Annotated in this window: 33 protein-coding genes; 5 read left to right on the top strand and 28 right to left on the bottom strand. The window is 33.5% G+C overall.

What is annotated here, in order from left to right:
* Positions 1-4: 4 nt before the first annotated feature.
* The 4 genes from pheS to ACTJFD_RS06710 form a co-directional block, all read right to left on the bottom strand.
* Positions 5-1,051, bottom strand: a complete 1,047-nt coding sequence (gene pheS, locus ACTJFD_RS06725) for a phenylalanine--tRNA ligase subunit alpha (protein ID WP_442260570.1) — start codon at positions 1,049-1,051, stop codon at positions 5-7.
* Between the two features lie 328 nt (positions 1,052-1,379).
* On the bottom strand, positions 1,380-1,706 hold the full coding sequence (locus tag ACTJFD_RS06720) for a winged helix-turn-helix transcriptional regulator (RefSeq protein WP_442260634.1): 327 nt from the start codon (positions 1,704-1,706) through the stop codon (positions 1,380-1,382).
* A 92-nt stretch (positions 1,707-1,798) separates the two neighbouring features.
* Positions 1,799-2,284, bottom strand: coding sequence for an HD domain-containing protein (locus ACTJFD_RS06715; RefSeq protein WP_442260569.1), 486 nt, complete (start codon positions 2,282-2,284; stop codon positions 1,799-1,801).
* A 116-nt stretch (positions 2,285-2,400) separates the two neighbouring features.
* A complete protein-coding gene (locus tag ACTJFD_RS06710) occupies positions 2,401-3,159 on the bottom strand; it encodes a TrmH family RNA methyltransferase (RefSeq protein ID WP_442260568.1) in 759 nt (252 codons plus the stop codon).
* Between the two features lie 96 nt (positions 3,160-3,255).
* On the opposite strand from ACTJFD_RS06710, the gene ACTJFD_RS06705 reads away from it, so the two are divergent.
* Both ACTJFD_RS06705 and yidC read left to right on the top strand, forming a co-directional pair.
* Positions 3,256-3,528 (top strand): acylphosphatase, encoded by a 273-nt coding sequence (locus ACTJFD_RS06705; RefSeq protein ID WP_442260567.1) that lies wholly within the window; start codon positions 3,256-3,258, stop codon positions 3,526-3,528.
* 78 nt (positions 3,529-3,606) lie between these two features.
* Positions 3,607-4,551, top strand: coding sequence for a membrane protein insertase YidC (gene yidC, locus ACTJFD_RS06700; RefSeq protein WP_442260566.1), 945 nt, complete (start codon positions 3,607-3,609; stop codon positions 4,549-4,551).
* A 113-nt stretch (positions 4,552-4,664) separates the two neighbouring features.
* On the opposite strand, the gene ACTJFD_RS06695 is transcribed toward yidC, so the two are convergent.
* The 6 genes from ACTJFD_RS06695 to ACTJFD_RS06670 are packed head-to-tail and all read right to left on the bottom strand — an operon-like array spanning position 4,665 to position 9,319.
* Positions 4,665-6,107 (bottom strand): S41 family peptidase, encoded by a 1,443-nt coding sequence (locus ACTJFD_RS06695; RefSeq protein ID WP_442260565.1) that lies wholly within the window; start codon positions 6,105-6,107, stop codon positions 4,665-4,667.
* A gap of 17 nt (positions 6,108-6,124) precedes the next feature.
* The gene (locus ACTJFD_RS06690) at positions 6,125-6,343 is read right to left on the bottom strand and encodes a YozE family protein (RefSeq protein ID WP_442260564.1); all 219 of its coding nucleotides are present in this window, start codon (positions 6,341-6,343) and stop codon (positions 6,125-6,127) included.
* Between the two features lie 6 nt (positions 6,344-6,349).
* Positions 6,350-6,862 (bottom strand): peptide-methionine (S)-S-oxide reductase MsrA, encoded by a 513-nt coding sequence (msrA, locus tag ACTJFD_RS06685; RefSeq protein ID WP_442260563.1) that lies wholly within the window; start codon positions 6,860-6,862, stop codon positions 6,350-6,352.
* A gap of 25 nt (positions 6,863-6,887) precedes the next feature.
* Positions 6,888-7,529, bottom strand: coding sequence for a YpmS family protein (locus ACTJFD_RS06680; RefSeq protein ID WP_442260562.1), 642 nt, complete (start codon positions 7,527-7,529; stop codon positions 6,888-6,890).
* Positions 7,519-8,421, bottom strand: coding sequence for an SGNH/GDSL hydrolase family protein (locus ACTJFD_RS06675; protein ID WP_442260561.1), 903 nt, complete (start codon positions 8,419-8,421; stop codon positions 7,519-7,521). The genes ACTJFD_RS06680 and ACTJFD_RS06675 overlap by 11 nt, the downstream gene beginning before the upstream one ends.
* A gap of 55 nt (positions 8,422-8,476) precedes the next feature.
* Positions 8,477-9,319 carry a DegV family protein gene (locus ACTJFD_RS06670; RefSeq protein ID WP_442260560.1) on the bottom strand — a complete coding sequence of 281 codons (843 nt, stop codon included), beginning with the start codon at positions 9,317-9,319 and terminating at the stop codon, positions 8,477-8,479.
* 118 nt (positions 9,320-9,437) lie between these two features.
* On the opposite strand from ACTJFD_RS06670, the gene trhA reads away from it, so the two are divergent.
* Together trhA and ACTJFD_RS06660 are read left to right on the top strand one after the other, a co-directional pair.
* Entirely contained in the window at positions 9,438-10,085 is a 648-nt protein-coding gene (gene trhA, locus ACTJFD_RS06665; RefSeq protein WP_442260559.1) for a PAQR family membrane homeostasis protein TrhA, read from the top strand.
* 102 nt (positions 10,086-10,187) lie between these two features.
* Positions 10,188-10,730 (top strand): hypothetical protein, encoded by a 543-nt coding sequence (locus ACTJFD_RS06660; RefSeq protein WP_442260558.1) that lies wholly within the window; start codon positions 10,188-10,190, stop codon positions 10,728-10,730.
* A 37-nt stretch (positions 10,731-10,767) separates the two neighbouring features.
* On the opposite strand, the gene ACTJFD_RS06655 is transcribed toward ACTJFD_RS06660, so the two are convergent.
* The 8 genes from ACTJFD_RS06655 to ACTJFD_RS06620 form a co-directional block, all read right to left on the bottom strand.
* On the bottom strand, positions 10,768-11,277 hold the full coding sequence (locus ACTJFD_RS06655) for a dihydrofolate reductase (RefSeq protein WP_442260557.1): 510 nt from the start codon (positions 11,275-11,277) through the stop codon (positions 10,768-10,770).
* A gap of 19 nt (positions 11,278-11,296) precedes the next feature.
* Complete coding sequence (locus ACTJFD_RS06650; protein WP_442260556.1) at positions 11,297-12,244, bottom strand: thymidylate synthase; 948 nt, start codon at positions 12,242-12,244, stop codon at positions 11,297-11,299.
* A 16-nt stretch (positions 12,245-12,260) separates the two neighbouring features.
* Positions 12,261-14,159 (bottom strand): ABC-F family ATP-binding cassette domain-containing protein, encoded by a 1,899-nt coding sequence (locus ACTJFD_RS06645; RefSeq protein ID WP_442260555.1) that lies wholly within the window; start codon positions 14,157-14,159, stop codon positions 12,261-12,263.
* A 270-nt stretch (positions 14,160-14,429) separates the two neighbouring features.
* Positions 14,430-14,972 (bottom strand): hypothetical protein, encoded by a 543-nt coding sequence (locus ACTJFD_RS06640; RefSeq protein ID WP_442260554.1) that lies wholly within the window; start codon positions 14,970-14,972, stop codon positions 14,430-14,432.
* A gap of 138 nt (positions 14,973-15,110) precedes the next feature.
* Positions 15,111-15,569, bottom strand: a complete 459-nt coding sequence (locus ACTJFD_RS06635; protein ID WP_442260553.1) for a hypothetical protein — start codon at positions 15,567-15,569, stop codon at positions 15,111-15,113.
* 111 nt (positions 15,570-15,680) lie between these two features.
* Positions 15,681-16,040, bottom strand: coding sequence for a thioesterase family protein (locus ACTJFD_RS06630; protein ID WP_442260552.1), 360 nt, complete (start codon positions 16,038-16,040; stop codon positions 15,681-15,683).
* A 15-nt stretch (positions 16,041-16,055) separates the two neighbouring features.
* Complete coding sequence (locus tag ACTJFD_RS06625) at positions 16,056-17,261, bottom strand: CCA tRNA nucleotidyltransferase (protein ID WP_442260551.1); 1,206 nt, start codon at positions 17,259-17,261, stop codon at positions 16,056-16,058.
* A gap of 18 nt (positions 17,262-17,279) precedes the next feature.
* Complete coding sequence (locus ACTJFD_RS06620; protein WP_442260550.1) at positions 17,280-17,621, bottom strand: MazG nucleotide pyrophosphohydrolase domain-containing protein; 342 nt, start codon at positions 17,619-17,621, stop codon at positions 17,280-17,282.
* A 120-nt stretch (positions 17,622-17,741) separates the two neighbouring features.
* Between ACTJFD_RS06620 and ACTJFD_RS06615 the strand changes: the two genes are divergently transcribed.
* Positions 17,742-18,632 (top strand): YitT family protein, encoded by an 891-nt coding sequence (locus ACTJFD_RS06615; RefSeq protein ID WP_442260549.1) that lies wholly within the window; start codon positions 17,742-17,744, stop codon positions 18,630-18,632.
* 45 nt (positions 18,633-18,677) lie between these two features.
* Here the strand turns inward: ACTJFD_RS06615 and ACTJFD_RS06610 are convergent, their stop codons facing one another.
* The 10 genes from ACTJFD_RS06610 to ACTJFD_RS06565 all read right to left on the bottom strand — a co-directional run bounded on the left by ACTJFD_RS06610 (position 18,678) and on the right by ACTJFD_RS06565 (position 26,141).
* Positions 18,678-19,220, bottom strand: a complete 543-nt coding sequence (locus tag ACTJFD_RS06610) for a YpiB family protein (RefSeq protein WP_442260548.1) — start codon at positions 19,218-19,220, stop codon at positions 18,678-18,680.
* A 25-nt stretch (positions 19,221-19,245) separates the two neighbouring features.
* Complete coding sequence (locus ACTJFD_RS06605) at positions 19,246-20,487, bottom strand: tetratricopeptide repeat protein (protein WP_442260547.1); 1,242 nt, start codon at positions 20,485-20,487, stop codon at positions 19,246-19,248.
* Between the two features lie 33 nt (positions 20,488-20,520).
* Positions 20,521-21,540, bottom strand: a complete 1,020-nt coding sequence (locus ACTJFD_RS06600; RefSeq protein WP_442260546.1) for a hypothetical protein — start codon at positions 21,538-21,540, stop codon at positions 20,521-20,523.
* 24 nt (positions 21,541-21,564) lie between these two features.
* The gene (locus ACTJFD_RS06595; protein WP_442260545.1) at positions 21,565-21,813 is read right to left on the bottom strand and encodes a GlsB/YeaQ/YmgE family stress response membrane protein; all 249 of its coding nucleotides are present in this window, start codon (positions 21,811-21,813) and stop codon (positions 21,565-21,567) included.
* Between the two features lie 100 nt (positions 21,814-21,913).
* On the bottom strand, positions 21,914-22,684 hold the full coding sequence (locus ACTJFD_RS06590) for a C39 family peptidase (RefSeq protein WP_442260544.1): 771 nt from the start codon (positions 22,682-22,684) through the stop codon (positions 21,914-21,916).
* Between the two features lie 11 nt (positions 22,685-22,695).
* Positions 22,696-23,058, bottom strand: a complete 363-nt coding sequence (gene fliS, locus ACTJFD_RS06585; protein WP_442260543.1) for a flagellar export chaperone FliS — start codon at positions 23,056-23,058, stop codon at positions 22,696-22,698.
* A 22-nt stretch (positions 23,059-23,080) separates the two neighbouring features.
* Entirely contained in the window at positions 23,081-23,395 is a 315-nt protein-coding gene (locus tag ACTJFD_RS06580; RefSeq protein ID WP_442260542.1) for a hypothetical protein, read from the bottom strand.
* 19 nt (positions 23,396-23,414) lie between these two features.
* Complete coding sequence (fliD, locus tag ACTJFD_RS06575; RefSeq protein WP_442260541.1) at positions 23,415-24,866, bottom strand: flagellar filament capping protein FliD; 1,452 nt, start codon at positions 24,864-24,866, stop codon at positions 23,415-23,417.
* 6 nt (positions 24,867-24,872) lie between these two features.
* Positions 24,873-25,268 carry a flagellar protein FlaG gene (locus ACTJFD_RS06570; protein ID WP_442260540.1) on the bottom strand — a complete coding sequence of 132 codons (396 nt, stop codon included), beginning with the start codon at positions 25,266-25,268 and terminating at the stop codon, positions 24,873-24,875.
* Between the two features lie 108 nt (positions 25,269-25,376).
* Complete coding sequence (locus ACTJFD_RS06565; protein WP_239433757.1) at positions 25,377-26,141, bottom strand: flagellin; 765 nt, start codon at positions 26,139-26,141, stop codon at positions 25,377-25,379.
* Positions 26,142-26,179: the final 38 nt, after the last annotated feature.

Genomic DNA, 26,179 nt, shown 5'->3' with positions numbered 1-26,179 from the left:
TTTCCTACCCCTTTACATTGAATTGATTTAAGAATCGAACATCATTTTGATAGAAGTAACGGATATCGTTGACTCCATAACGTAACATTGCTACACGGTCTGGTCCTAGTCCAAAAGCAAAACCACTGTATTTTGTTGAATCAATCCCTGACATCTCTAAAACACGAGGATGAACAACCCCTGCTCCTAAAATTTCAATCCAACCCGTATGCTTACAAACATTACAACCTTTTCCACCACATTTGAAACAACTAATATCAACTTCAACAGATGGCTCAGTAAACGGAAAATAACTTGGACGTAAACGAATATTACGTTCCTCACCAAACATTTTTTTAAGCAAAACTTCCAATGTTCCCTTTAAATCGCCCATTGTTATGTGCTCATCAATCACCAAGCCTTCAATTTGATGGAACTGGTGACTATGTGTCGCATCATCATTGTCACGACGGAATACTTTCCCTGGGCTAATCATACGTAATGGACCTTGACTGAAATCATGTTTTTCCATTGTACGTGCTTGAACAGGTGATGTGTGTGTTCTTAATAGTAATTCTTCTGTAATGTAAAAAGAATCTTGCATGTCACGCGCTGGGTGATCCTTAGGTAAATTCATACGCTCAAAGTTATACTCATCTTGTTCTACTTCATAACCTTCAACAATTTTATAGCCTAATCCTAAGAAAATATCTTCAATTTCTTGCATTGTCTGTGTTAAAATATGTGAATTTCCTGTTTTAATTGTTTTACCTGGCAATGTGACATCGATTGTTTCTTCTGCTAAAGCTTTGTTCATTGCTTTTAATTCTAATTCCGCTTTTTTTCCTTCTAAATGCTCACTTAACACGTCACGAATTTCGTTAGCTAAACTCCCTACAACTGGACGCATCTCTGGCGTTAAATCTTTCATTCCACGTAAAACTTCCGTCATCGAACCTTTTTTACCTAAAATCTGAATACGAATTTCATTTAATTGTGCGAGTGAATCTGATTCACTTATTTTTGTAATCGCTTCTTGTTTAAGCTCTTCCAAAACTTCTTTTAATGACATTTTTTCCATTCCCTTCTTTATATAACACAAAAAAACACCGTTCCTCAGAAAACTCTAAGGAACGATGTCTCGTGGTACCATCCTATATTTTATATTAAAGCAACTACTATCGCTTTAATAAAACTCTGTTTTTTAACGATGCGAACACCGGCTTTTATAAAAAACTACTCAGGAAGTGAACTTCACTAATTGATCTTATCATTTACTTTCAGTCTTTGGTAAATGTCCCTTATCTAAGTTCTTAATTAGTTACTCTTTTCCCTAAACGTATTTTTAAAATATAATAACAACTAACTTCAGTTTACATAAATAAATGAAAAAGGTCAAGTTAGTCTGACCACTTTTCACCCCACGTTTGAATTTCTAACATTACTTGTTTTAAATCCTGACCCTTTTCAGTAAGTTGGTATATCGCTCGGGTCGTTTCTTCAGAAATCATATCCCTTGAAATTATTTTCTTATCTTCCAACTCTTTTAAACGTTCAACAAGGACGCGATCACTGACATTGGGAATCTTTGAAGCAAGTTCAACAAATCGTTGAGGTCCTTCTTCAAGTAACACATCAATAATTAAACCGTTCCATTTTTTACCTAAAATAGCGAACGTTCTTTCAAATTTAGGACATATCTGGAATTGACGTTCGACACAATCGATCATGTTTTCCCCTCCTTATCTTTTTATTCTTAAAATTAAGTATAAAACAAAGAAAGGTGAAATTCTAGTTATCTGTTTTAAGCTGAAATCATTTAGATAAAACTGATGGCTTTAAGTTTCATTTTACGATAAAGTGGCGATAATACTTCTTCAACTGCACAATATTTGTCCACTAAGGTTACAATATAACTTTCTTTATATTTAGGTGGTGCAATGGTTGCACCAAACATATGTTTTACAATAATATCTTCTTCTAAAGGTGAAATTTCTGTCAATTTCCGAGCATTTTTCAATGCAATCCGTGGATGAGCATACGCGTGTGTGCCTTCACCCATTTTTTCCTCGCGCCAATCATAAAAGAAAAGATCATGCAACAATCCTGCACGTGCCGTTGCACGAAGATCTCCATTCCATTTTTTTGCAAGGAGGTAGCTTCGATAAGAAACACTGATAGAGTGTTCTAAACGGTTAGTATAGTGATGTTGTTTAAATTCTCTAAGCGCTTGTACTTCGTCTGTATAGATTAAGTCTTCGACCAAACTGATGTATTCTTGGTCATTTTGCCAATAATGTGTCATATTTTTTTCTCCGCTTCTTTAAAAAATTTAACATCCCTAACATATAGGTACATTTTAACACGTTTAAATCGTATCTGCTACTGTTTAATTTTTATTAATTACTTCCTAATAAATTCTTAAAGACTAAACATTAAAATTCCACCCGCAATTGCTACATTCAACGATTCAGCTTTACCAACCATTGGGATATAAAGATTTTTATCTGTTTGTTGTAGATAAATTGGATTGGTCCCTTGTCCTTCATTCCCCATAATTAAACCATATTTTGCTACAGAGCCCACCTCGCGATAATTAACCGCAACGTCATTTAATTCTGTCCCAAAAACTGGCAAACTTAACGTCTGAAGCTCGGCTATTTTTTCATTTAAATCTGCTTCAATAATTTCCAAATGGTATTGACTTCCTTGCATGGCACGTAAAACTTTACTTTGATAAATATCAGCCGTTCCTTCGCCAAGGATAACATGACTAAATCCTGCAGCATCAGCTGTTCTAATTAAAGTTCCGACATTGCCAGGGTCTTGAACACAATCTAGCATTAAAACTTTTCCATAGGTAATGATTTGCTGCTTTTCTTGAGGCTTAACGACCGCTAGTATTGGTTGAGGTGTCGGTAACGTAGACAGCGTTTGAAAGATACCTTCACTTACAATTCTAATTTTATCACTTGAAATTTGTTCGATTAAATGTGAATAATTAATTAAACCTTCGTCTGTCGTTAAACACCACTCCATTTCAACCCCATAAGTTAACGCTTCTTCAACCAGGTGTTCCCCTTCTAATAAGTAGCTATTCATTTGATGACGATATTTTTTTAAATGTAATTTTTTTATATCCTTTAATAATTGATTTTTACTAGATGTAATTCTTTCCATAATGTCCCTCATTTCCATTCTGTTCTATTATAGCAAATTTTCATTTTTTTTAAAGATTAGGGTATACTATAATTACTAGAGAAAGGAGCATCCAAAATGACTTTAAATATTACTGTTTCAGGTCGAGTTCAAGGCGTTGGTTTTCGCTATAGCACAAAAATATTAGCCGATCAAATTCCTGTCTTTGGATTTGTTAAAAACTTAGAAAATGGACAAGTCTATATTGAAGTTTCTGGTTCTAAAAGTCAACTTGATTATTTTATTGAGCGCCTACGGAAAGGTATTTCTCCTTTTGCGCAAGTTGAGCATCTTGAAATTACAGAAAATTCAAGCACTCTATTTGAAAAAAACTTTTACGTTGCCTATTAAATTGATGAAATGAATTGAAATCCTCAACATAATTAGTTATAGTTAAGCTTGTGTATATTAAAGTAAAGGACGAATGCAATGAAAAATATGAAAAGATGGTTCTACTCTTCAGGATTACTCGCACTATTGATTTTTCTATCAGGTTGTGTGAAACAAGATAAAAACGGAAACCCCGTTGAGAGCGGATTAATTTATCGTTTTTTAGTTAAACCAATGAGTGGACTTGTCACTTATCTAGCAGAAAATCTAGACTTAGGTTATGGCGTTGCCATTATTGTTTTAACCTTAGTTGTTAGATTGATTATCTTACCACTTGGCCTAAGCCAAATGAAAAAATCCATGGTTCAACAAGAAAAAATGCAAGCTGTTAAACCACACATGGATGAAATCAATGCCAGAATGAAAGCGGCAGGATCTCCAGAAGATCAACGCTTGATTCAAATGGAATTACAAAGTCTATACAAAGATAACGATATTAGCTTAATGGGCGGAATGGGTTGTTTACCACTCTTGATTCAAATGCCGATTTTCACGGCTCTTTTTTATGCGGCTAAAGTGACACCCGGTATCCAAGATTCATCCTTCTTCTTTGATATGATTCCTTTAGGTAAACCAAGTTTAATCTTGGTTGCATTAGCTGGGATTAGTTACTTTGGTCAAAGTTTTATTAGTATGATCGGTATGGCTCCAGAACAAAAGAAACAAATGCAAATGATGACTTATATTTCACCGATTATGATTATTATGATTTCTTTCAATTCACCTGCAGGGGTAACCTTGTATTGGGTAATTAGTGGGTTCTTTAGTTGTATTCAATCATTGATTACAAATCTCTACTATAAACCACGTATAAAAAAAGAAATTGCTGATCATTTTGAAAAAAATCCAGTTAAAGTTAAAGTAACGAAAAAAGTAAAAGATGTCACGCCGACTAAAAAAGCTGGTCAAAAGCCCTCGCTCAATGCGAACCAAAAGAACAATAACAATGGTCGAAATGCCGGAAAACAGCAACGAAAAAAATAATAACACTCATCTCGTTCAGTGAAAAAAGCTGATTTAGATGTTTCAAAAAAAGGAACAAAATCTTTTTAAGATTTTGTTCCTTTTTTCTTTTTTAGATCTTTTTATTGATGCTATTATTTATTTAAAACCTCAACTGCTTTTTGATATTGTGTATCATTTTCTTTCCAATAGTCCAATATTTTCTCTGTCAATACTCGAATCGTTTCCTTATCCGTATCACCAGTTACTTTAATCTTATTGGCTTCTTGAAATTCTTTGATAGCTGCCGTCGTTTGTTCGGTATAAACATCACCCACCGAATCCATTGAATAGCCCAAAGTTTGAAGATAAATATTGATTGCTTTCACATCTTTCCCAATAACTCCTTGAGTATATGTCATTGACGTATCAATAAATGGTTGTTCTAGGTATTCCGGATACTTAACTTCAATGGTCGGCTGAACTCCTTTTTTATTAATCCATTCGCCTTTAGGTGTTAACCATTTACGAATTGTTAATTTTACTTCACCACCGTTATCTAAAGGAATCAGTGTTTGAACCGTCCCTTTACCAAACGTTTTAGTCCCAACAACTTGGTAACGACCGGTATCTTTCAATGCTGCCGCCATTATTTCAGAGGCACTCGCACTGTTTTCATCCGTGATTAGAACAGTTGGCTCCGTTATTTTTTCACCATTATCTAAAGAACGCTTAGCTTTATCTACCGACTTATCTTTGCTTCCGCGGTCTTCAAATTCAACAATTGTTTCACCATCTTTTAAGAAACGGCTGCTTATTTTTTCAACTTCTGGTAAAACTCCGCCAGGATTCCCTCGTAAATCAATCACAAAAGATTTTGCTCCTTCTTTTCGTAATTTTTCTACAATTTTATTAAATTCATCGGAAGTGGTTTCGTTAAAAGAGGTAATCTGGATCGTGCCAATCGTTGAATTTTTCTTATCAATAGTCCCTGTTACTGATTCTACAGGAATAGTGTCTCGAACAATGTCAACTGTAAACACTTCATTATCTCGTGAAATTTCTAATTTAACCGACGTCCCTTTTTCACCACGAACCTCTTTGACAACTTCGCCTAAAGGTTTTCCTTTCACCTCTTTTTTATTAACTTTAATAATCATATCACCGGCTTTAAGTTGAGCCTTTTCTGCGGGCGAATCTTTAATCGGTGGTTCAGCAATTGTTGGGTAATCATTTTTAATCATCATTACTGCACCAATACCTTCAAAATTCCCAGATAAATCACTATCAAAGTCTTTTGCTTCTTCTGGACTAAAATAAGTGGAATAAGGATCATCTAATGAATTAACCATCCCCATCAGTGCTCCATCAACAAGTTTTTGTTCATCTACCTCTTTTAAATAACCTTCTTTAATTAATTCGGCTAAGTAATCGACCTCAGAAAAACTCGTCTTTCTTGTTGAAATAACTGGATGTGCGGTTCCAGATAACTCATATACGACAATCGTTGCCCCTGAAGTAAGTATTACCGCAACGATAATCGTTAAAATATATTGTAGTAGTGATATTTTTTTGGTTTTTAATTTTGGTTTTTTCATTTGACCATCCTTCTTCATCAATTATTCTCAAGATAAGTTTCCCACAACTCATCAAAAAGTGTCATATCAGAAATATAATAAGTATTAGTTTCTAAGTAATTAGAGACCTCTTCATAGTCTTCTGACTGTTTAGGAAACTGTAAATCTTCAAAAATTGCTTCCGCTAATTTTGTTTCTTCGGTTCTTAACTTTGTATCTCGAAAGATTTGAACATAGTGATAAAAACTTCTTTTCAAGTGATTTTACCCCTTCCAATTATCATTAATGAATGTTTGACGTCTCTGATGCGATAAATCAAAACGACTCGGATTATTTTTATAAAACATTTGATGATACTCTTCTGCTGGATAAAACTCCGACGCTGGTTCTATCGAGGTAACAATCTCGTTACTAAAACGGCCACTCTCATTTAACATTTGTTTACTTTTTAAAGCGGCTAACTTTTGAGTTTCCGAATGATAAAAAATAACCGGTCGATAACTTGATCCTCGGTCTTGAAATTGTCCCAAAGCATCTGTTGGGTCTGTTTGTTGCCAATAAATAGAAAGTAAGCTCTCGTAAGAGATTTTTTCAGGCTCAAAAACAATTTCAACGGCTTCAGTATGTCCCGTCGTACCTGAACAAACTTCTTCATATGTTGGGCTAGTTGTCGTACCACCAGTATATCCTGAAGTCACTGAAACGATACCAGGGTATTGGTCAAAAGGTTGAACCATACACCAAAAACAACCGCCTGCAAATATTGCTTTTTCCATTTAATTTACCTCCTATTAACTATTTTTATTTCTTTTTCGGTAAGTATACATTAAAAACAATCTCATCATCAATTAAATTGATTTTATCAGCTTTAACCTTAAGTCCATCTTTAAATTTTAATTGGTCTAAATGAAGCGTTATGTACTGTTTCTTAGGATTCATCTCAACCCATTCCGGAAATGCCATGCTGTTCGAAATATAATTAATAACCGCTGAAATTGGAACATTCAGAGTTCCTATAGATAGCTCCTTTGCTCTCAATTGAAAATTTCCATTTTTGATTACATAGGGATCAAAATATAAATAAAATTTAGTTTCATGACCTAAAATAGGAAAACTACCTTCTAATAAAGCATCATTATCTAAAATAAAGCGATAATCCATTCCAGATTTTTTTACTTCTTCACCAAACATGTAATTGACCATCTGGTTGACTTGATTTTTTTTAAAATTAATTTGAAAAGCAGGCTTACTTGCTTTTGAAACCTCTTCTTTAGGAATATAAGCATTCCGTGTTTCAAAAATACGACTTGAAACAAACAGACCACAACCAAAAATAAGCGCAACTAGAAATAGAAAAGCCAAACGCCAAGGATTACTGACTAGACGTTTTAAAAAGTTAGTATCTGTTTTTTTTTGTTTTTTTTCACTTCGATTATTTTTCATTTTTATCCTCACTAAACCATTCGTTTTTATTTGCCAACATTTTTTCTTTAAAAACATTAGCTACGATTTGATAACCTAAATTATTAGGATGAAAATTATCTTCCTCAGATAATAAATTATTAATAATTTCAGCATCAGAAATCGACGTACTTGTTGTTGTCTCCTCTTTTTCATCTTTCGTTAAGGTTGCCTTATTATCTAATCCATTGTAAATTTCATCATTTATCGGGACAAAGTAAGCATTTTTTTGTTTCGAAATGACTTGTTTTGAGCCATCATTCCAGTAGTCGACAATTTCTTGCATCTCTGTAATCTCTGAAAAGTTTTTATAGAATGGGTTATAAACACCTAATTGAAAAATAGGAGCATTTTTATTGTATTCTCTCATTTTTTCATAGAGTTTTTCTAGATTTGTTTCATATTTTTTTAACGGTTTATCAAAAGCTTTAATCGAAAAAGTTCCAAACATTTTTGAACCTATCGATTGTAACAAATCATTTCCACCAACTGTTAAAAGGATAACATCGGCTTTTTCAATTGATTTTTGTAATTCTGTTTGCTTTTTAAGCCGTTTTAAAATTTGGTCACTTCGGTCTCCGGATTTACCAAAATTATCTGCTTCGACAACATCTACATTTAAACGATCTGCTAAATCACGTTGTAATATTGGAACATACCCACCAGAATTAGTACTATCCCCAATGCCTTCTGTAAGCGAATCACCTAAAGCATGTAGCCTCAATATTTCTCTTCGTGGCTCTTCTTTTTTTACAAGAGTTGTTCTTTTAATATCGTCTGCTTTGGGAATGCTTAAAGACAACATCAATTTGGTTAACATGCTCACTACGACAAAAAATATAATAAAAGGTACTATTTTTTTAAATTGTTTCATCTTTCTAACTCCTCTATCTAAAAAAGCAGACCATCGATGATCTGCTTTCTAACGACTAGTTTGTATAATACATAACGGCAAAAGCACCTTTACCAGCATGCGTTGCGACTAATGGTGAAGTATGCAAAATTGGGATAGATTTCAAATAAGGTAAGGTTTCGTGTAAGGATGCTTTTAATCCTGAACTTAATTCTAAACTATCCGCTTCAGAAATCCCTAAATAATTAACTTCTACTTCTCGTAATTTATCTTCTAAACTACTAAGCCATTTTGTGAAAGTTTTATTTCCTCGGCCTTTAGCATCTATCTTAAATTCTCCATTTTTTAATTCCATCAAAATTTTCATATTTAAGAAACCAGAAAGAGCGCCAACTAACTTCCCAATACGACCTCCCTTAACTAAATTCTCTAAGGTCGCCACACCAATAAATAAAGAAGTATTGGCTCTTGTTTTTTCAATAACCTTTATGACCTCTTCTTTAGTTGCACCAGCCTTAACTGCTTTTACAGCTTCGTAAACTTGAAACCCTAAAGCTTGATCAATAAAATGACTATCTATCACAGTGACGTCAGAATCCGTCATTTCGACAGCTTGACGCGCAGTATTTACAGTTCCACTTAATTTTTCAGTCAAATGAATTGAAATAATCTGACTTCCATCCGCTCCTAATTGATCATAGAGTTCCACAAACTTACCTAATGGGGGTTGACTTGTTTTAGGCAACTCTTTTGAAGCAGCCATCATTTTCATAAATTCTTCATGATCCAAGTCCTCGCGGTCATCATAAACCGTACCATTAATCAACACTGATAAGTCAATCACATGAATATCTAAGTCTTTTGCTCGATCTGATTCGATCAAACAAGACGAATCCGTTACAATTTTTATTGTTGTCATTACTCAAACCTCTTTCAAAATACAGTCTATTCGTGTACAATTATAATATAATATCTTTTAACTATTATAACAGATAAGAGATATATTTTCACTTATAAAATATAAAGGAGTGCCATGTATGCAACAAATAAAAAAGCAAACAAAACGCTATTTGATTATTAATGAAGTTTTTAATGCAATCACTCACGGTATCGGAACCGGCTTGAGTATTGCAGGGCTTGTTCTTTTAATTATTAAAGGAGCAAGAGCAGGTTCGGCCATCGATGTCGTATCTTACACCATCTTTGGTTCGACGATGGTACTACTATTTCTTGCTTCCACTCTTTTTCATAGCTTAATTTTTACAAAAGCTAGAAATGTTTTCCAAGTTTTTGACCACAGTTCGATTTATTTACTTATCGCAGGAAGCTATACACCATTTTGTTTGGTTGTAATTAAAGGCTGGGCTGGTTGGACTCTTTTTGGAATCATTTGGGCTCTTGCCATTGCTGGTGTTATTTACAAGTCGCTCTTTTTAAAATCAAATAAAAAGACTGGTGTTATTCTTTATGTTGCAATGGGATGGATTTGTATTTTAGCTATCAGACCTCTTTATTTAGGTTTAGGTGCTACAGGATTCGGCCTACTCTTTTTAGGTGGTGTCGCTTATACTATCGGTGCTATTTTTTACAATATGAAAAACGTTAAGTTTATGCATGTTATCTGGCACTTATTCGTTATGTTAGGTGCTGGATTAATTTATTTTTCTATCTTACTTTATGCTTAAAAATAAAGACATCAAATTTTAGTCAATCAGACTAAAGTTTGATGTCTTTTCTTTTTATTTTAGTTATAATAGACTTATCATAAAAAAGGAAGTTATTTATTCATGAAAGTTTATTTAATATTTAGCGCTACGGATAGTATTTTATCTAAACTAATTGGCGCTTATACTCAAAAACCATATAACCATGTTTCTATTGCTTTTGATGAAAATTTAAAAAATGTTTATAGTTTCGGACGAAAAAAAATCTCAAATCCATTAATTGGTGGTTTTGTAAAAGAAGATTTTTATCACCCCTTCTTTTTATGTAGCCAATGTCGTGTTTATTCCCTTGATATTACATTAGAACAACTTAATTCTTTAAAAGCTCTTATTCATTATTTTGAAGACCGACAACAGGATTTACAATACAATTTCATCGGACTTTTAACTTTAGCTCTTAACTTTAATTTTGAACGTCAAAATGCTTATTTTTGTTCTCAGTTCGTAGCGACTATTTTAAAAGAAGCCAACGTTTGTTCTTTTACAAAAAAATCGCATTTTATTAAACCTTATGATTTGATGGATGAAGTTCCTTTAGTTTTAGAGTACGAAGGCTCAGTCGTCAATTATCTTGATAGCCTAGCCCTTATTCATCGAGTAAGCTAAAAAGTCACTGACCAAAAACGGTCAATGACTTTTTTTATTAATTATTTACTGAATTAACTGTATTTCTTTGATACGTTTCAAAATCATGCGGATAATGATTTTTTTCATCAACTGTTCCTTCACTAGTACTAACGATATTCCATTCTTCCCAATCTAAATAAGGGAAAAAGGCGTCACCGTCAAACTCAGCTCTGATAAGTGTCCGGTATAGGACATCATAATGGGGTAAGAATTGTTTATAAATTTCACCACCACCAGCAATAAAAGTAATTCCTTCAAATTGATTGGCATACTCCAGAACTTCTTCAATTGAATTCATTACTAACGCACCATTACCGTCATACTCTTTATTAGAAGTTAATACAATCGTTTGACGATTCGGTAATAAACGTTTACCTAAACCTTCAAATGTTTTACGGCCCATCACAATTGTATTATTTTGTGTCATTTTTTTAAAAAATTGTAGATCATCAGGCAGATGCCAAGGTAACTGATCATCCTTACCAATTAAACCATTCTCATCTTGCGCCCATATTGCTACTAACATTTGTTTTCCCCCTAATTTGTTAAACGGCTACTGGAGCCTTAATTGCTGGATGCGGATCGTAACCTTCTAGGGTAATATCCTCCATCTCAAAATCAAATATACTTTCCTTTTTATTATTCAAAATTAATTTTGGTAATGCCCGTGTTTCTCGACTCAGTTGTAGCTCCATTTGATCATAGTGATTGCTATATATATGTGCATCACCAATCGTATGGATAAACTCCCCAACATCTAACCCAGTTTCATAAGCTACTAAATGAGTCAATAAACTATAACTTGCGATATTGAATGGGACACCTAAAAAGATATCTCCACTCCTTTGATACAGATGACAACTTAACTTACCGTTTGCCACGTAAAACTGAAACATCGTATGGCATGGCGGTAATGCCATATTGGGTACGTCTTCTGGATTCCATGCAGATACAATCAACCGTCTAGAATCTGGCGTTTTTTTAATCATTTCAATCACTTCTTGAAGTTGATCAATCGTTTCTCCTGTTGATGTCTTCCAACGTCGCCACTGTGCACCATAGATATTACCCAATTCTCCATATTTTTGACAAAAAGCATCATCGCTTAAAATTCTTTGACGAAATAAATTCATTTGCTCCTGATAGTGCTCTTTGAAAACAGCATCACTCAACGCGCGATGACCAAAATCCGTCATATCAGGTCCTTCATAATCCTCGCTTTGAATATAGCGCTCAAACGCCCATTCGTCCCAGATGTGATTTTTATTCTCTAAAAGGAAGCGGATATTTGTATCTCCTTTTAAAAACCATAATAGCTCACTCTTAATCAATGAAAAGTAAACGCGTTTGGTCGTCAATAACGGGAAACCTTTTTGTAAATCAAATCTCATTTGGTGTCCAAAGATACTTTTTGTTCCTGTTCCTGTACGATCTGATTTTTCAATACCTGCTGTTAAGACTTTTTGTCCTAAATCTAAATATGCTTGTTCCATTCTTGCCCCTTACTTTCTAATCATCAACGAATTCACTCAAATATTCCCAACGTTCCATCTTTTTTTCTAATATTTGTTCTTCTTTAGTTAATTCTTGTTGTAATTCTTGTAATTTTAACGCATCTTTCGAAAAAGAAAGCATCTCTTGACTCAGTTTGGAAATTCTATTTTCACTCTGTTCAATCTCATTTTCAATAGTATCCCATTCTCTTTGCTCATTATAAGTTAATTTTTGTTTTTTAGCTTTTGTTTTCACTTCATCTGACGCGATTTTTCTGATTTCCTTAACTTTTTCTTCAGATTTATTCTCTTGGTTCCCTTTTTGATCGAATAAATAATCACTCATTAAACCATAATACATCTCCTGCTCGCCATCGCCTTTAAAGACCAGTAATTTTTTCATTGTTTTATCTAAAAAATAACGGTCATGACTGACAGTAATGACTGCTCCAGGAAATTGCCCCAAATAATCTTCCAAAATTGTTAATGTTTCAATATCTAAATCATTCGTTGGCTCATCCAATAAAAGAACATTTGGCTGTTGAATCAAAATATTTAATAAATAGAGGCGCCGTTGCTCCCCACCTGATAATTTAGAAATCAGTGCCCCATGCATATGACGAGGAAAGAGAAAACGTTCTAACATTTCAGTGACACTAATAACAGTTCCATCTGCCTGTTTTACTTCTTCTGCTTTTTCTTGTAGATACTGAATCACACGTAGTGAAGTATCCATCCCCTCATTCTCTTGAGTATAGTAGCCAAGTTTTACCGTTTCACCTATCGACATTTCCCCCGCTTGCAATTCTAAACGAGAAGCCATAATATTTAATAATGTTGATTTACCGGATCCATTTTTACCAGTAATACCTAAACGTTCATTTGCTTGAAGTAATAAATTAAAATCGTTTAAAATAATTTTATCATCAAATGCATACTCACCATTTGTAATCTCAATCACTTTTTTACCTAAACGATGACTGGCAGTTGAAATTTCAAAAACATCAGAATCCGTTGCTTGACTGACTTTATCTTTTAAATCTTTAAAGCGATCAATGCGAGCTTGTTGCTTTGTTCCTCTTGCCTTAACACCCGCACGCATCCATGCTAACTCTTGTTTAAATAATTGTTTGTTTTTATGTTGTTGCGCCTGTTCGACATCTTCACGCTCAGCACGTTGGACTAAATAGGCTTCATAATTTCCTGAGTATTCTTGCAAAGATCCTCTAGACAGCTCCATCATCCGATTCGCCACACGATCTAAAAAATAGCGATCATGAGTCGTAACAACTAGAGCCCCTTTATAGTGTTTCAAGTAACTTTCTAACCATTCGATACTTTGATAATCTAAATGGTTCGTTGGCTCGTCCAATAAAAGTAAATCTGGTTCTTGAATCAAGACTTGAGCTAAACCTAATCTTTTTTTCTGACCACCAGATAATTCAGCCACTTTTTTATCTAAAAATAAAATACCTAATTTACTTAAAATCGTTTTTGCATTAGTATCAGCTATCCAAGCGTCCTCTTGATTCATTCGCTCTTCTGCTTGGGTATATTCCTTTTGAAAAACTGGATTAATACCGTCATCAGTTAGATTAGTTAAGGCGACTTCATACGCCCTAACAGCTTTCATCACAGGAGTCTCGCCATCAAAAACAACATCTAAAACACTACTCTCTGGTGGAAACTCTGTATGCTGTGACAAATAACTAATTCGATAATCTGTTGGATGGTCTATACTACCTAGTTCTGGAGTGTCCTTGTTGGCTAAGATAGACATCAACGTTGACTTTCCAGTACCATTAATTCCGATTAGTCCAATTCGTTCTTTCTCTTTAATCAAAAAAGAAACGTCCTCTAATAATACTTTTTCACCATAGGATTTTGTTAAATGATCTGCTCTTAGTATTTTCATATTTTCACCCACATAGAAACAAATTGATGTTGTTGTTCACTCTTTTTTGAGCCTTCAAAATAAAAATACATGATTTGTCCTCTTTCTAATACATAATCAAAACTAAGCTCTTTTACTTTTTGTTTATTTTAAAATAAAGACCTTGCTCTTAAAATTTTATCATTGTTAATTCTAACAGATTTAGGTGGGCTAAACAAGGTGACTTTAGAAGTCATAATGGTTTAGAAATAAAAAAACAACCCTATCAATGAAAGGGTCGTTCGCTTAAGCCTATTTAAAAAAACGCTTAACCTTTGCAAAATGATAATATTGAAACAAATACATTCCTAAAAAAGAAAGCATTGAGAACAAGAAAAACAACACTAAGAGATTAAAATGATCAATCAAAATAAAATAATAAATCAAAATCAACAATAATACGATGGGTAATTTTTTTTTATTATTTTCTAATCGCCGAGACATACCAAATTGGATTTGAGCAGGAGATAGAGTAACCTCTCTCTTTTTACCTTTGATAACTTCTTTTATTTGTTTTCTTTGAAAAAGAAAAAATGAAAAAAAACTAATGAATACCCCTAAAACCAAACAAAAAAACAAAAATTTTAAAGAAGTATGGGAATAGACAGTACTAAATTGAGTTAAAATAAAGTCTAAATTTATTGAGAATCCCATCGGAACGAGATACAATTTATTTTCTTTACTTTTTTTTCTTCTATCATTTTTAAAAACATACGTTTTATTATTTTCTAAATTCAAATAAAAAGCTTGTTTCGTTTCACTATCAACAAATAACTCTAAATAAAGCAATCTCATCCTTTCCCTTCCATTCAAACTATCTTTTAAACATTATTTAGTATAATGTTTATTTAATAAGAATAACAGTTTAGTGATTAAAAAAAGATATAAAAAAGTAGACTTTACTTTTTCATATCTTTTAAATTTTCTTTTCAGTTAAAATTTATCGCCGTAGACATCATTGACAGATTGATTAGCGTTGATAACAATATATAAATGATTATCTTTTGATACTTTAGTAGATTGATATAGATTATCTAGTCCTTCTTGACCAGGAGTTTCTTTGTCTTTATATGGAAAATAAATTAAATCGCTAGTTGCATCGTCAAAATGAATACTCATTTTTTCAATGTCTTGATATTTTAATGCTCGAGAAAACATCCCTAATTCTAAACCACCTAAATTAATATCATCGGTCTGAACATGATCAGCTTCATTTAAAATTTCAATTTTTAACCCTTCACATGGATGAATTTTTTGGAAATCACTACCATTAATACGGCCATAACTAGTTGTTACTTGGCTAATCCATAAATCACCAATATATTCACGGTCGATTGACCATGTTTCACCATTTCTAAAATAAAATTTAAAGCTAGTCATCTCTTTTGCCATCAATAATCTCCTCTTTCTGTTTGAGTTACTTTATCAATTTAACATCTCAATTATATCATGAAAAAGAATAGAGTGAAACTAATTTGATGCTTATTTCACAAATTAAATTAACTATTTCAAATTTTTTAAAAACGAGTCTCGCTTAACAATGACACGCTCATGTGTCCCTTCTCCGACTTTATTTTCTAATTGAAAGGCTTGAAATGAAAAAGTGTACTTCTTTTTGTGAATCATTTCCATCGCTACGATTAACTCAATTTCAGTTCCTACTTTACTTGGTAATAAATGAGTACATTCAATTTGTGTTCCAACTGATGTTTCCTCATCTTTTAATTGTTTCCCTAGCAATTCTTGACAGGTATTTTCAGCAAATGCGATTAAGGCTGGTGTCGCTAAAACTGCCAGATCACCCGACCCCATTTTTTCTGCTGTTAAATTGGAGGTGACTTTAAATTTTTTAGTTAATTTCATTTTTATTTCCTTTCTTTAACGGTCTAAATAATCTTTAGTTGCTGCTAATAAAACTTCTTTTTTATTCTGTAACCGTTGATGGAGTACCTCTTGTTCTAATTTTTTTAATAAATCGCCGAGCCATTTACCGCCCTTTAGCCCTGTTAAAGTCATGATATCTTTTCCTGTTACTGCTAAATCTTTAATCGAATGCAGAGATAATGCTTGATACGCTTTTTGCGTTTGCTCTTCAACACTAGATAACCCTAATTCATAACAAGCAAGCTCAACAATATGAATATAACCTGGTGTCGCTTGATACAACATATCAATCGTCCAAACACTTTTTTTTCTCTGCATCAATAAACTTAAGCAAGTTATAATATCCATCATTAATTTATTCGAAACTTTCCACTGTTTCAACCAAGCTGTTAAATTATTTACATCTAAGTAATTTAACAATAAAACCCAGGCCACGACTTCATTGTCCCATTGTTTTCCTTTCAATGATTGAAAAGCTTTTAAACCTTTTTCGTATTTGGCTAAACCTGGACAATATTTAAAACACCCCGTTTGGATAAATAAAGCTAAACCAATTTGACGGTTTTCACCTAATAAAAGCTTAACCCACTCAATATAAATCCGCTCAACAGATATTTTACTTAGCAAAGGAGCATTTTTCTTAATTGCTTCTAACGTTTCAGTTTCAATCGTAAAATCTAACTGTGAAGCAAAGCGTAAGGCACGCATCATGCGCAAGGCATCTTCAAAAAAACGTTCTTCTGCATTACCAACTGCCCTGATTTCACGTTGGTGAATTGATGAAATCCCCTCAAATTGATCAATAATGTTTCCCTCAATCGTCATTGCTAAGGCATTCATCGTAAAATCACGACGTTTTAAATCCTCCTCTAACGAGCGAACAAACGTCACTTTATCTGGACGACGAAAATCTTGATAGGTTGATTCAGTCCGAAATGTTGTGATTTCGTACTCTTCATCATCCCATAAAACCAAAACCGTTCCATGCTCAATCCCAACATCAATCGTTTTGTTAAAAATTGCTTTTATTTCCGATGGATAAGCACTCGTTGCAATATCTACATCATGAATAGCATGTTCTAAAATAATATCACGAACGCTACCACCTACAAAATAGGCCTCATAGCCGGCCTTAATTAATCGTTTCATGACAGGTATTGCTTTCTCAAAATCTAATGGTAATTTTTTTTTCATTGTCATTTTAATCTCATTCCTTCTTCAATCTACTCTCTCAAAACGATTACTATCACGTTTACGAAATTTTTCCATATTTTTTTCATAAATAGCGGCTAAATCTAACTCCAATGAATTAGCCATAATTAGTAAAGTAATAAAAACATCTCCCAATTCTTCTTCCAAATACTGGGTTTTCTTGCCCGTTTTTTTCTTTTTTTCACCATAATAATGATTTATTTCACGTGATAGTTCACCAACCTCTTCCATTAAGTTTAACATTTGTGTTTCTGGTTTAAAATAACCTTGTTTAAATTGATGGATATACTTGTCTAGTTCCGCTTGCAGTTGACCAATGCTTTTATCTGTTGCATTCTTTTCCTCCAATTAAAAATCTCAATATTTTCATCTTATAAAAAAAAAGTTAATTAATCAACTGAAGAACGCTTGTTACTGTTATTTTGAAGTGATAAGATGGAGAAGATTATCAAAATAGGGGGACACGTTATGTTAAAGAAACAACATGTTATCGATACACTCATGATTTTTATTGGTACTTTTATTTTTGCATTCGGGCTGGTTAATTTTAATATTGCCAACAATTTAGCAGAAGGTGGTTTAACAGGGATTACCTTGATTTTATATCACTTACTTGGGATTGAACCTTCGCTTTCTATCCTTGTTCTTAATATACCACTAATTTTATTAGGACTTAAATTTCTTGGTAAAAAAGCTTTATTATATACCTTTATTGGAACGATTTCACTCTCTTTTAATTTATGGATTTGGCAAACTTTTGCTTTTCCAGTCCCCTTGGAGAATGATTTGTTAATCGCCGCTCTTTTAGCAGGAATTAATTCGGGTATTGGTAGTGGAATTGTTTATCGTTTTGGAGGGACTACTGGTGGAACTGATATCATTGCTCGGATGATTGAAAAGTATACTGGGTTTACTATGGGTAAATCTTTACTTTTACTAGATATTATTGTCTTATTATTATCGCTTTCTTATTTATCAATTAGAGAAATGATGTACACCATGATTACTGTCTTTGTGTTTAGTTTTGTCGTAGATTTCGTCCAATCCGGTTTTGGTTATTCTTCTAAAGGAGTCTACATTATTTCGAATGAAGCTTCACTCATTGCCAAAAAAATCATGAGCCAATTAGAACGAGGGGTAACCTTTCTAAAATCAGAAGGTGCTTATTCAGAAGAAGAACGTTTAATGATTTACAGTATTGTTGATGTTGCCGAACTGAGTGAATTAAAAGAAATTTGTCAAACCATTGATTCAAGTGCCTTCATCTCAATCATTGATGTTAAAGAAGTTCATGGTGAAGGCTTTTCCTTCGATAAACCTGCTAAATTTAGGTTTCTCAGTAAAAAAAAGAACTGTTAATTGTAAGGCCCCCAAAACTCACGTGAGTTTTGGGGGCCTAAAAAATTACAGTTCTTTTATTTTTTTATATTTTTTCGTATAATTTCTAAAAGCCACTTCATCCTCTTCATCAATTGATTGATTAATAGCTACCAATAAGCTAGTTAATTGTGCCTCTTTTTCAAGAGAAGATAAATAACCTTGTAATTCTTTCTCCCATTCGACAACTTCCTCATTCGTTTCATCAATATAAGGATTCGTTTCTAAAACCGTTTGGTAAGGTAAATAATGAAAAGAATTTGGGAAGTCTATTTCTAAATAGAGTGTTTGACGCCAATTTAAACGCATTTCATGAAAGATTTGTTCCGGATCATCAAATTCCAATCCATCTTTAGATAATAATAAGCCCGAATCAACTTCAGCCACCGTTTCATCACTTATTTTTAAACCTCTCGGTGTTGCCAATGCATTGTTAACAAACATTAGTTTAGTTAAGAGTACATCATGATTTAACAAATAACTCAAAATCCAATATGATTCTCGCTTTTTTAAGGTCAACGAATCAATAACCCACTTGATAAATGTCTTTTTTTGTTCAACGTCAATCACTAATCTCCCCACCTTTTCTAAATTTTTAACCTAACAACGTTTCAATTTCAAAATCATCAGGTACATGTTGCAAATAAGCTTTTAGTAATTTCTCAGCTTTTTCTAACTGACCTTCTTCACGTAAAAATAGACCGTAGTCTTTCAAGAAATCTGCTTGATCTAACAATCCTGATTCTGCCTTTTCATAGAACAATGCCGCTTGTCCAAACTCTTCTAATTCATTGTAAATTTGAGCAGCTAGCCAATATGCTTGACTTTGATCAGGATTTTCTAGAGTTGATAGTAAAGTGAGCGCCTCATCGTATTCTTCTTCCATACGCAATAAATCAACCAAACGTAATTTAGAAAAATCACTATCTTCTTCTAAAGCAATCGCTTGACGCAGATAATGAATGGCTCCATCCTTGTCACGCAAACGATGAGCGGTTTCAGAAGCTAAATGATATAAAGATACTTCGTAAGGGTTTAATTCAATTCCTTTGATCAGTGTGGCTAACGCTTCCTCATACTGATCCTCATCAAATAAAATTTGCGCTAACGGATAATACGCTTGACTGAAGTCTTCATCCGTTGATGAAACTTGACGTAAAAGATGAATCGCTCGATCATTTTCACCCAACTGATAATAAGTTAAAGCTAACTGAAAGAGACGTTCGATTGTTTCTTCTTCCTCTAGCGCTTCTTCAAGATAATTAACGGCTTCTTCAAATTCACCAATACGAGACAAGGCTACGCCTAAACGTTCAAAAATACTAATAGGTGAATCAAAATCTGGGAACTCCGTTAACAATGCTTCATAATTTTCAATGGCTTGTTGATATTCTTCAATAGAGAAAAATAATTCTGCCAAAGCTAATTGGATTAATGGTTCATCAGGCAATAAAGCTTTAGCTTCACGAATTTTTTGTTCGCTCACTTCTGGTATCTCTAATAATTGATATAAATCAGCTTGCGTTAACAAACTTTGGGGATAAACATCATTTTCTTTAGAAATCGAACTCAATAAATTTTGTGCTTCAGCTAACTCATTATTTTCAATGGCTATTTCAGCTAATGATATTTTTAATCCTTCTTCTGAAGGAAACTTTTCTGTTAAATGTTGGTAGACACGTTCAGCTTCTTCTAAAAAACCTAATTGAAACAAGTTATCGGCTAGTTGAAATTTTTCTTCTGGTAAATCAAACTCAATAACATTTTCAAGTGCCATTTCTGCCTCGATAAACTCACCATTGGCGATAAATTCTAGCATTTTTTTACTATGTGACATGACTTTTCCCCTATTCTCTCTTCAATTCAGTCTTTAAAATATCTTTATTATTTTTTCAACTTCTACTCTTGTTGGAATTGTCGTCTTTAAGCTTTGACCCAAACCACTCAATACCGTTAGTTCTCCCTCACGTAAACATTCTGCCATTATTCGCTCACTTAGCTCACTCCTAAGCAGTTGTGCTGGCAAATAGAGGGCTTTGCTCAAAGTCTGTTCTAACCATCGTTTAATCCGATTTAAATCAAGCTTAAACTTCATCCGTTCGACAGACCAAGCTAACTGAAGTAAAACTCCCAACCATATTTTTTGTTCAAAATCAAGGTGATGATTACCTTCCGTTTGTAATAATGCACGAGAGAAACAGATACCATATTGATAATCAATCGATACTTTGGCCTCTGCTAATTGGAATACCTCTTCAGCATAGCTTGAATATTGATCATTTCCTACAAATAAACGCTGTAAAACCTCTTTGTTTTGTTGCAATCCAAATTGAAATAAACGTAAAAAAGATAAAGACGATATACTTCTCTTCGAAGTATCAACCATCATTGTATCGTATATCAACCCATCCGGTAAAGCCTTTTGTTCGATTGCATTGTCTAAGCGTTGACCATAAAGAAAAGCTGTTTGGTTTATAGCTAATGAAAAGCCAGCAAAGGAACTTGGTACATAAATAAATTGTCGAACATAAGGGCTAGTCTCTCGTAATATTGCCCCTAAATGATAGATCATCTCATCTCCAATACCAATCACTATTAATTTTTTAGGTAACTTCATTTCTTCAATAAAAGCTAAGACTCTCAAAAAGCTAGAAAGGGTTTCATTGATTGGATTCACGGGAGCGATAAACCAATGAAAACCTTCCTTATTTTTTAGACGCTTCAAAAATCGGTCATAGTACTGCTCATATAATGAAGGCTGACTCATAAACAAAATATTTTCTTCTTGAAGCCAACAATCTAAGCGCCCTTCTTTTAACAGACGATTAAGTGATTCAACATAAAAGACATCCACTTTCCTACCGTTACTCATGGTTAACTTTTTTTCCATAAATCCATCCACTCCAATTAAAAACTAGTTTTGTTTTTTCATGAAGATTGAGACAATCGCCACAATGATGATTGCTCCTAAAATCGATGGTACTAACGCCATTCCTGCTAGATGGCCTCCCCAGTCATCTCCAAATAATTTTTGACCCAGTGCTGAACCGACTAATCCGGCAATGACGTTAAATAAACAACCTTTTGAATCTCCTCTATTTACCAATGCTCCTGCGACTCCACCAATGATTGCGCCAACTATTAAGATCCAAATCCAATACATCATACGCACCTTCTTTCTTTTAACTTACCCTTATTGTAAAAGGAATGAAAAGAAAATGCAAAAAAAAGCATCACTTATCGAGTAAGATAAATAACACTTTTTAAGATATTCCATTTTTTTCTAAATAAATAGCTTGAGAACCCATTGCATGATAAATCGCTTCAAATTGAGTCAAAGGTATTTTTTTCTTAATACCATAAGCATCATTCAAATACACAAACTCTTGATCAACACCCGTCAACACCGCAGCATGGTGTTTTAGCTGTAAATCAACCGTTCCTTTGGCCGTCTTCCATTCAATTGTGTCTTCTTGTGTGGGCAACTTATCATCAATACTAGTAACCACCCAAACAGGATGTCCCGATAAAACCTGTTGTTTAACCTCTGCAAATCCTTGTCCGGTAATATCCTTCACAAGATAGTTCGCTCCTACCCTTTTTTGAGCCAGCTGAGCGATAGGGCCATGATTGACACCCGTCCCGGGTTGTTTTCCCGTCGCATCTCCAACAAAACCTTCATCTGGGTTTCCCTTGTATCCTTGGTCGTCTTCATAAGGAACTTTAACAATTTCTGCTTGTAAACGATTTTTATCGCCATCATATCCATAGTAACTCAGTAACATACCTAAAGCAGTCACTTCACAACCATAGGGTAAGCTGACCCCAGACATTTGATTATACAATGGAACTTCCATATGATAGCTCTCAAGATTTTTACTTTCTTGGCTCTCCACATATCCCCGGAGTAAATCAACTGGCTCATAATTAGGTTTAGAAGCCTCAAACTGATTGTGCGAAAAAAAGCTAACTCCCAAAATAAGTAAACTAACAGCAGTTGTTGTACCAATGAGTTTCTTTTTACTTAATTTCATCATTCTTTCCTCTACAGCTCATTCCATGTTTCTCTGAAATCCTCTAACATTGTAACAACTAACTCTAAACGCTCAACATCTTTTTCCATATTCGCTTGAACCAATCGAGAAAACATAAACTCGTACATCGCAATCAGTTGGTCAGGTATCTCACCTTCAACTGTCGTATCCACCGATAATTTTAATTCTAAAATAATATCTTGTGCCTTAATTAAATGTTCATTGACTGCTTCAAAGTTTTTGTCTTCCATAAAGTGAATTCCCAATTTAATCTGCTTAATCGCTCCCTCTAATAATAAATCAATGATCTTTTTAGGAGAAGCTGTTAACACTTGATTGTTTTTGTAGGCATTCGTTGCTTGTTTATAACTCATTATCCTTGATGCTCCTATTCCTTTAAATATCGCGATCGACGAAACTCGGTGAATGATCTCTGACTAGATAGTGATCAATCATTTTATCTTTTCGATTCATTTGATTTAACTGCTTCACTAATAGATTTTTTTCACCTTGTAATACTTTTTTAATTTCTCCAGTTTTTTCAATAATCTCTTTTAAGACATCGACCATTTCCAAAGTAAGCGAGAAATTTAATGCTTTAAGTTCTTGCATTAATTTTTCATTATCTTTTAGAATAGCTTCTCCGACTTGAACAGAACCATCCCAACTGATTAAATTAGCCTTCATATCATTTATAAGTCTATTTTCCATTATCTCACCTGTAAATTTCTTATTTACCGCCTGTTAATGCCGTTAACTGACTTTGTAGATAAGCCATTTGTTCTTCAGCTTGCATCATCACTTGATCTAAACGCGTAAATGTTCGAACATAATAATCACGTTTTTTATCTACTTGATCTGTAAATTTCTCGATTCGTTTATCTAAATCTTTAATGGTCTGCTCAAAGGTATTACTTTTAGTAGTATAAACACTTTTTTTGTCTTTGTCATCTATTATAAATCCATTTAAGAGTTCTTTTATTCCCTTAGTATAGCCTGAAACTTCTTTACCTCTATTAACTGTTTTTTTACCTGCATCATCAACTATCGTTTCAGAGGTTTTCACTTCATTAAAAAAGAATTTCTGAACTGCAGCTGGATCTTTTTCTAAGGCTTTACGAAATTTTTCTTCATCAAAGACAATCGTAGACGTACGATCTTTACTTGTAATACCTAAGTCTGATGGTCGACTAATTTCAGATTTATCTGCCCCTTCAATCGGGCTTGTCATCATTGTTCTTAGTGAAGACTGCAAACGAATTAAAGAACTGTCACCCGATAAAGCGCCTGTTTTATTTCCTTTTTTACTAGGATCTCCAACCGATAGTTTTTCATTAATGAAATCCATTGTACTATTATATTGTTCAACTAAGCCTTTAACACTTTTTATGGTTTCATCAATATCTTGAGTTACTTCAATTTGAATAGGTTCCTTTGAAGTTGCTTTTAATTGAATTGTGACTTCTTCTACAACATCTGTCACAGTATTAGAGTCTCTTACAACCTTCATACCATCAATCGTAAATTCAGCTTGTTTTCCTAGTTTTAAATTAGTGACATCTAATCCTAAATCACTCATCAATGAACCTGAAAGATCAAATGATTTTTTCCCAGTTTCTACATTTGCTAACACAAGATGATTATCTACGATTGCTGCTTTTACACCTGTTTCTTTTGTTACTTCATTTATTTTATTTGTTATTTCTTTTAAACTATCTTCATTATTTATATCAACCGTAATCTTCTTACCTTTTTCGCCTGTAAATTCTAAGTTACCTGCTATCGAAAGTTCCTCAAACACAGTTTTATCTTTCAAAGCAACAATATCATTAGAAACTAAACGAGAAGCTGTCGCTAATTGATCAACTGTTATCGCATAATTTTCGTTTGAAGCCTTATCGCTTGCTTTAAAAGATACTTTTTTATCATCAGAATTTGAAATTTTCTTAGTATTAAATGCTTCATTTTTCTGTAAATTATCAAGTTTAGTTAAAAATGTATTTAAACGTAATTTAACATCTTTCCAGGCATTTTGTTGTTCTGTTATTTTTGATTTTTGATTATTTAATTTTAAAATTGGTAGTGATTCAGCTTCAATTAGTTTATCGATATCTTGACTTGTAATCCCCGAATAACTTCCCAAGGTTGAACTAATTCCTGTTGTACTTGTAACATTTGCCATCTTTTCTTATCCCTTCTTATCAACAATAATACCAGTCTCTTTCCAGATTTCAGCAACAACATCCAGTAATTTTTGTGGTGGTATTTCTTTAACTACTTCATCCGTTTTTATGTCTTTTAATTCAACAATCCAACGTTTTGTAGCTTCATGTATTTTATAACTTAATTTAGTGTTTTTTCCAACTAACAAACGATTTGCTTCCTCAACAGCTTTACTTATTTGCTCCTTACTATATCCTGATAACATTCCCGCTTCATAAGTTTGACCATTTGAATCGATTAAAGTCTCTAACTTAAGACTAAGTTTGTTTTTATTAGCTAGTTGTCCTGAATGCTTCTCTGTTTGTGAATTCGATACAGATGAAATTGATGTTATTCCCTGAACGCCTTGATTGATTTCCATTTTTTCACTCCTATCTACATAGCAATAAAAAGTTAGCCTCTATCAATACAACAAAATGAATTAAAAAGCCAACTAGGTCGACTTTTTAATCCAACTCAATTTAATTGATTATTGTAATAATGAAAGAACACTTTGTGGCATAGCGTTAGCTTGTGCCAACATTGAAGTAGCAGCTTGAGAAAGGATGTTGCTCTTAGTGAAGCTCATCATTTCTTCAGCCATGTCAACGTCACGGATACGTGAGTTAGCTTCTGATAAGTTTTCTTGTGTTGTAGAAAGGTTGTTGATTGTGTGTTGTAGACGGTTTTGTACCGCACCTAAGTCAGAACGAGTGCTTGATACTTGAGTTTTGGCTTGATCAATAACTTCGATAGCTGAGTTAGCATCTTCTTGTTTAGATAAGTCTAAATCATTAATACCTAAAGATTCAGCATCCATTTTACCAATAGTTACAGAAATGTTTTGACCTTTGTTAGCACCAATATGTAATTTTAATGATTTAGTATCATCTTTTGGAGCTGTTGTTGCAACAGTAGATTTAGTATCTGTATCAGCTACATCGCCAACTTTTGATTTTCCTTCAGTTGTTAAAGTAACTGATCCTACTAAATCACCAGTTTTATCAGTACCTTTATAAACTTTTCCATCAGTGTCTAAGAAGAAACCTGCATTCACTTTTGCTTTTCCAGCATCGCCATCAGTACGAGTGAATGAAACTTCTAATGAGTTAGATTTTTCATGGTCACTTACGTCAAGAGTATAATATTTGCTAGCTTCTGTTCCAGCTGTTGTTTTACTTTTAGCAGCGCCATCAAAGTCACCGTTTAATAAAGTTTTCTTGTTGAATTCAGTTGTGTCAGAAATACGAGTGATTTCTTCTTTTAATGCGCTAAATTCTTTGTTTAATTCTT

It is taken from the genome of Vagococcus sp. (assembly GCF_052102835.1).
Classification (GTDB): Bacteria; Bacillota; Bacilli; order Lactobacillales; family Vagococcaceae; genus Vagococcus.
This window is presented reverse-complemented; position numbering and strand designations above follow the sequence as displayed.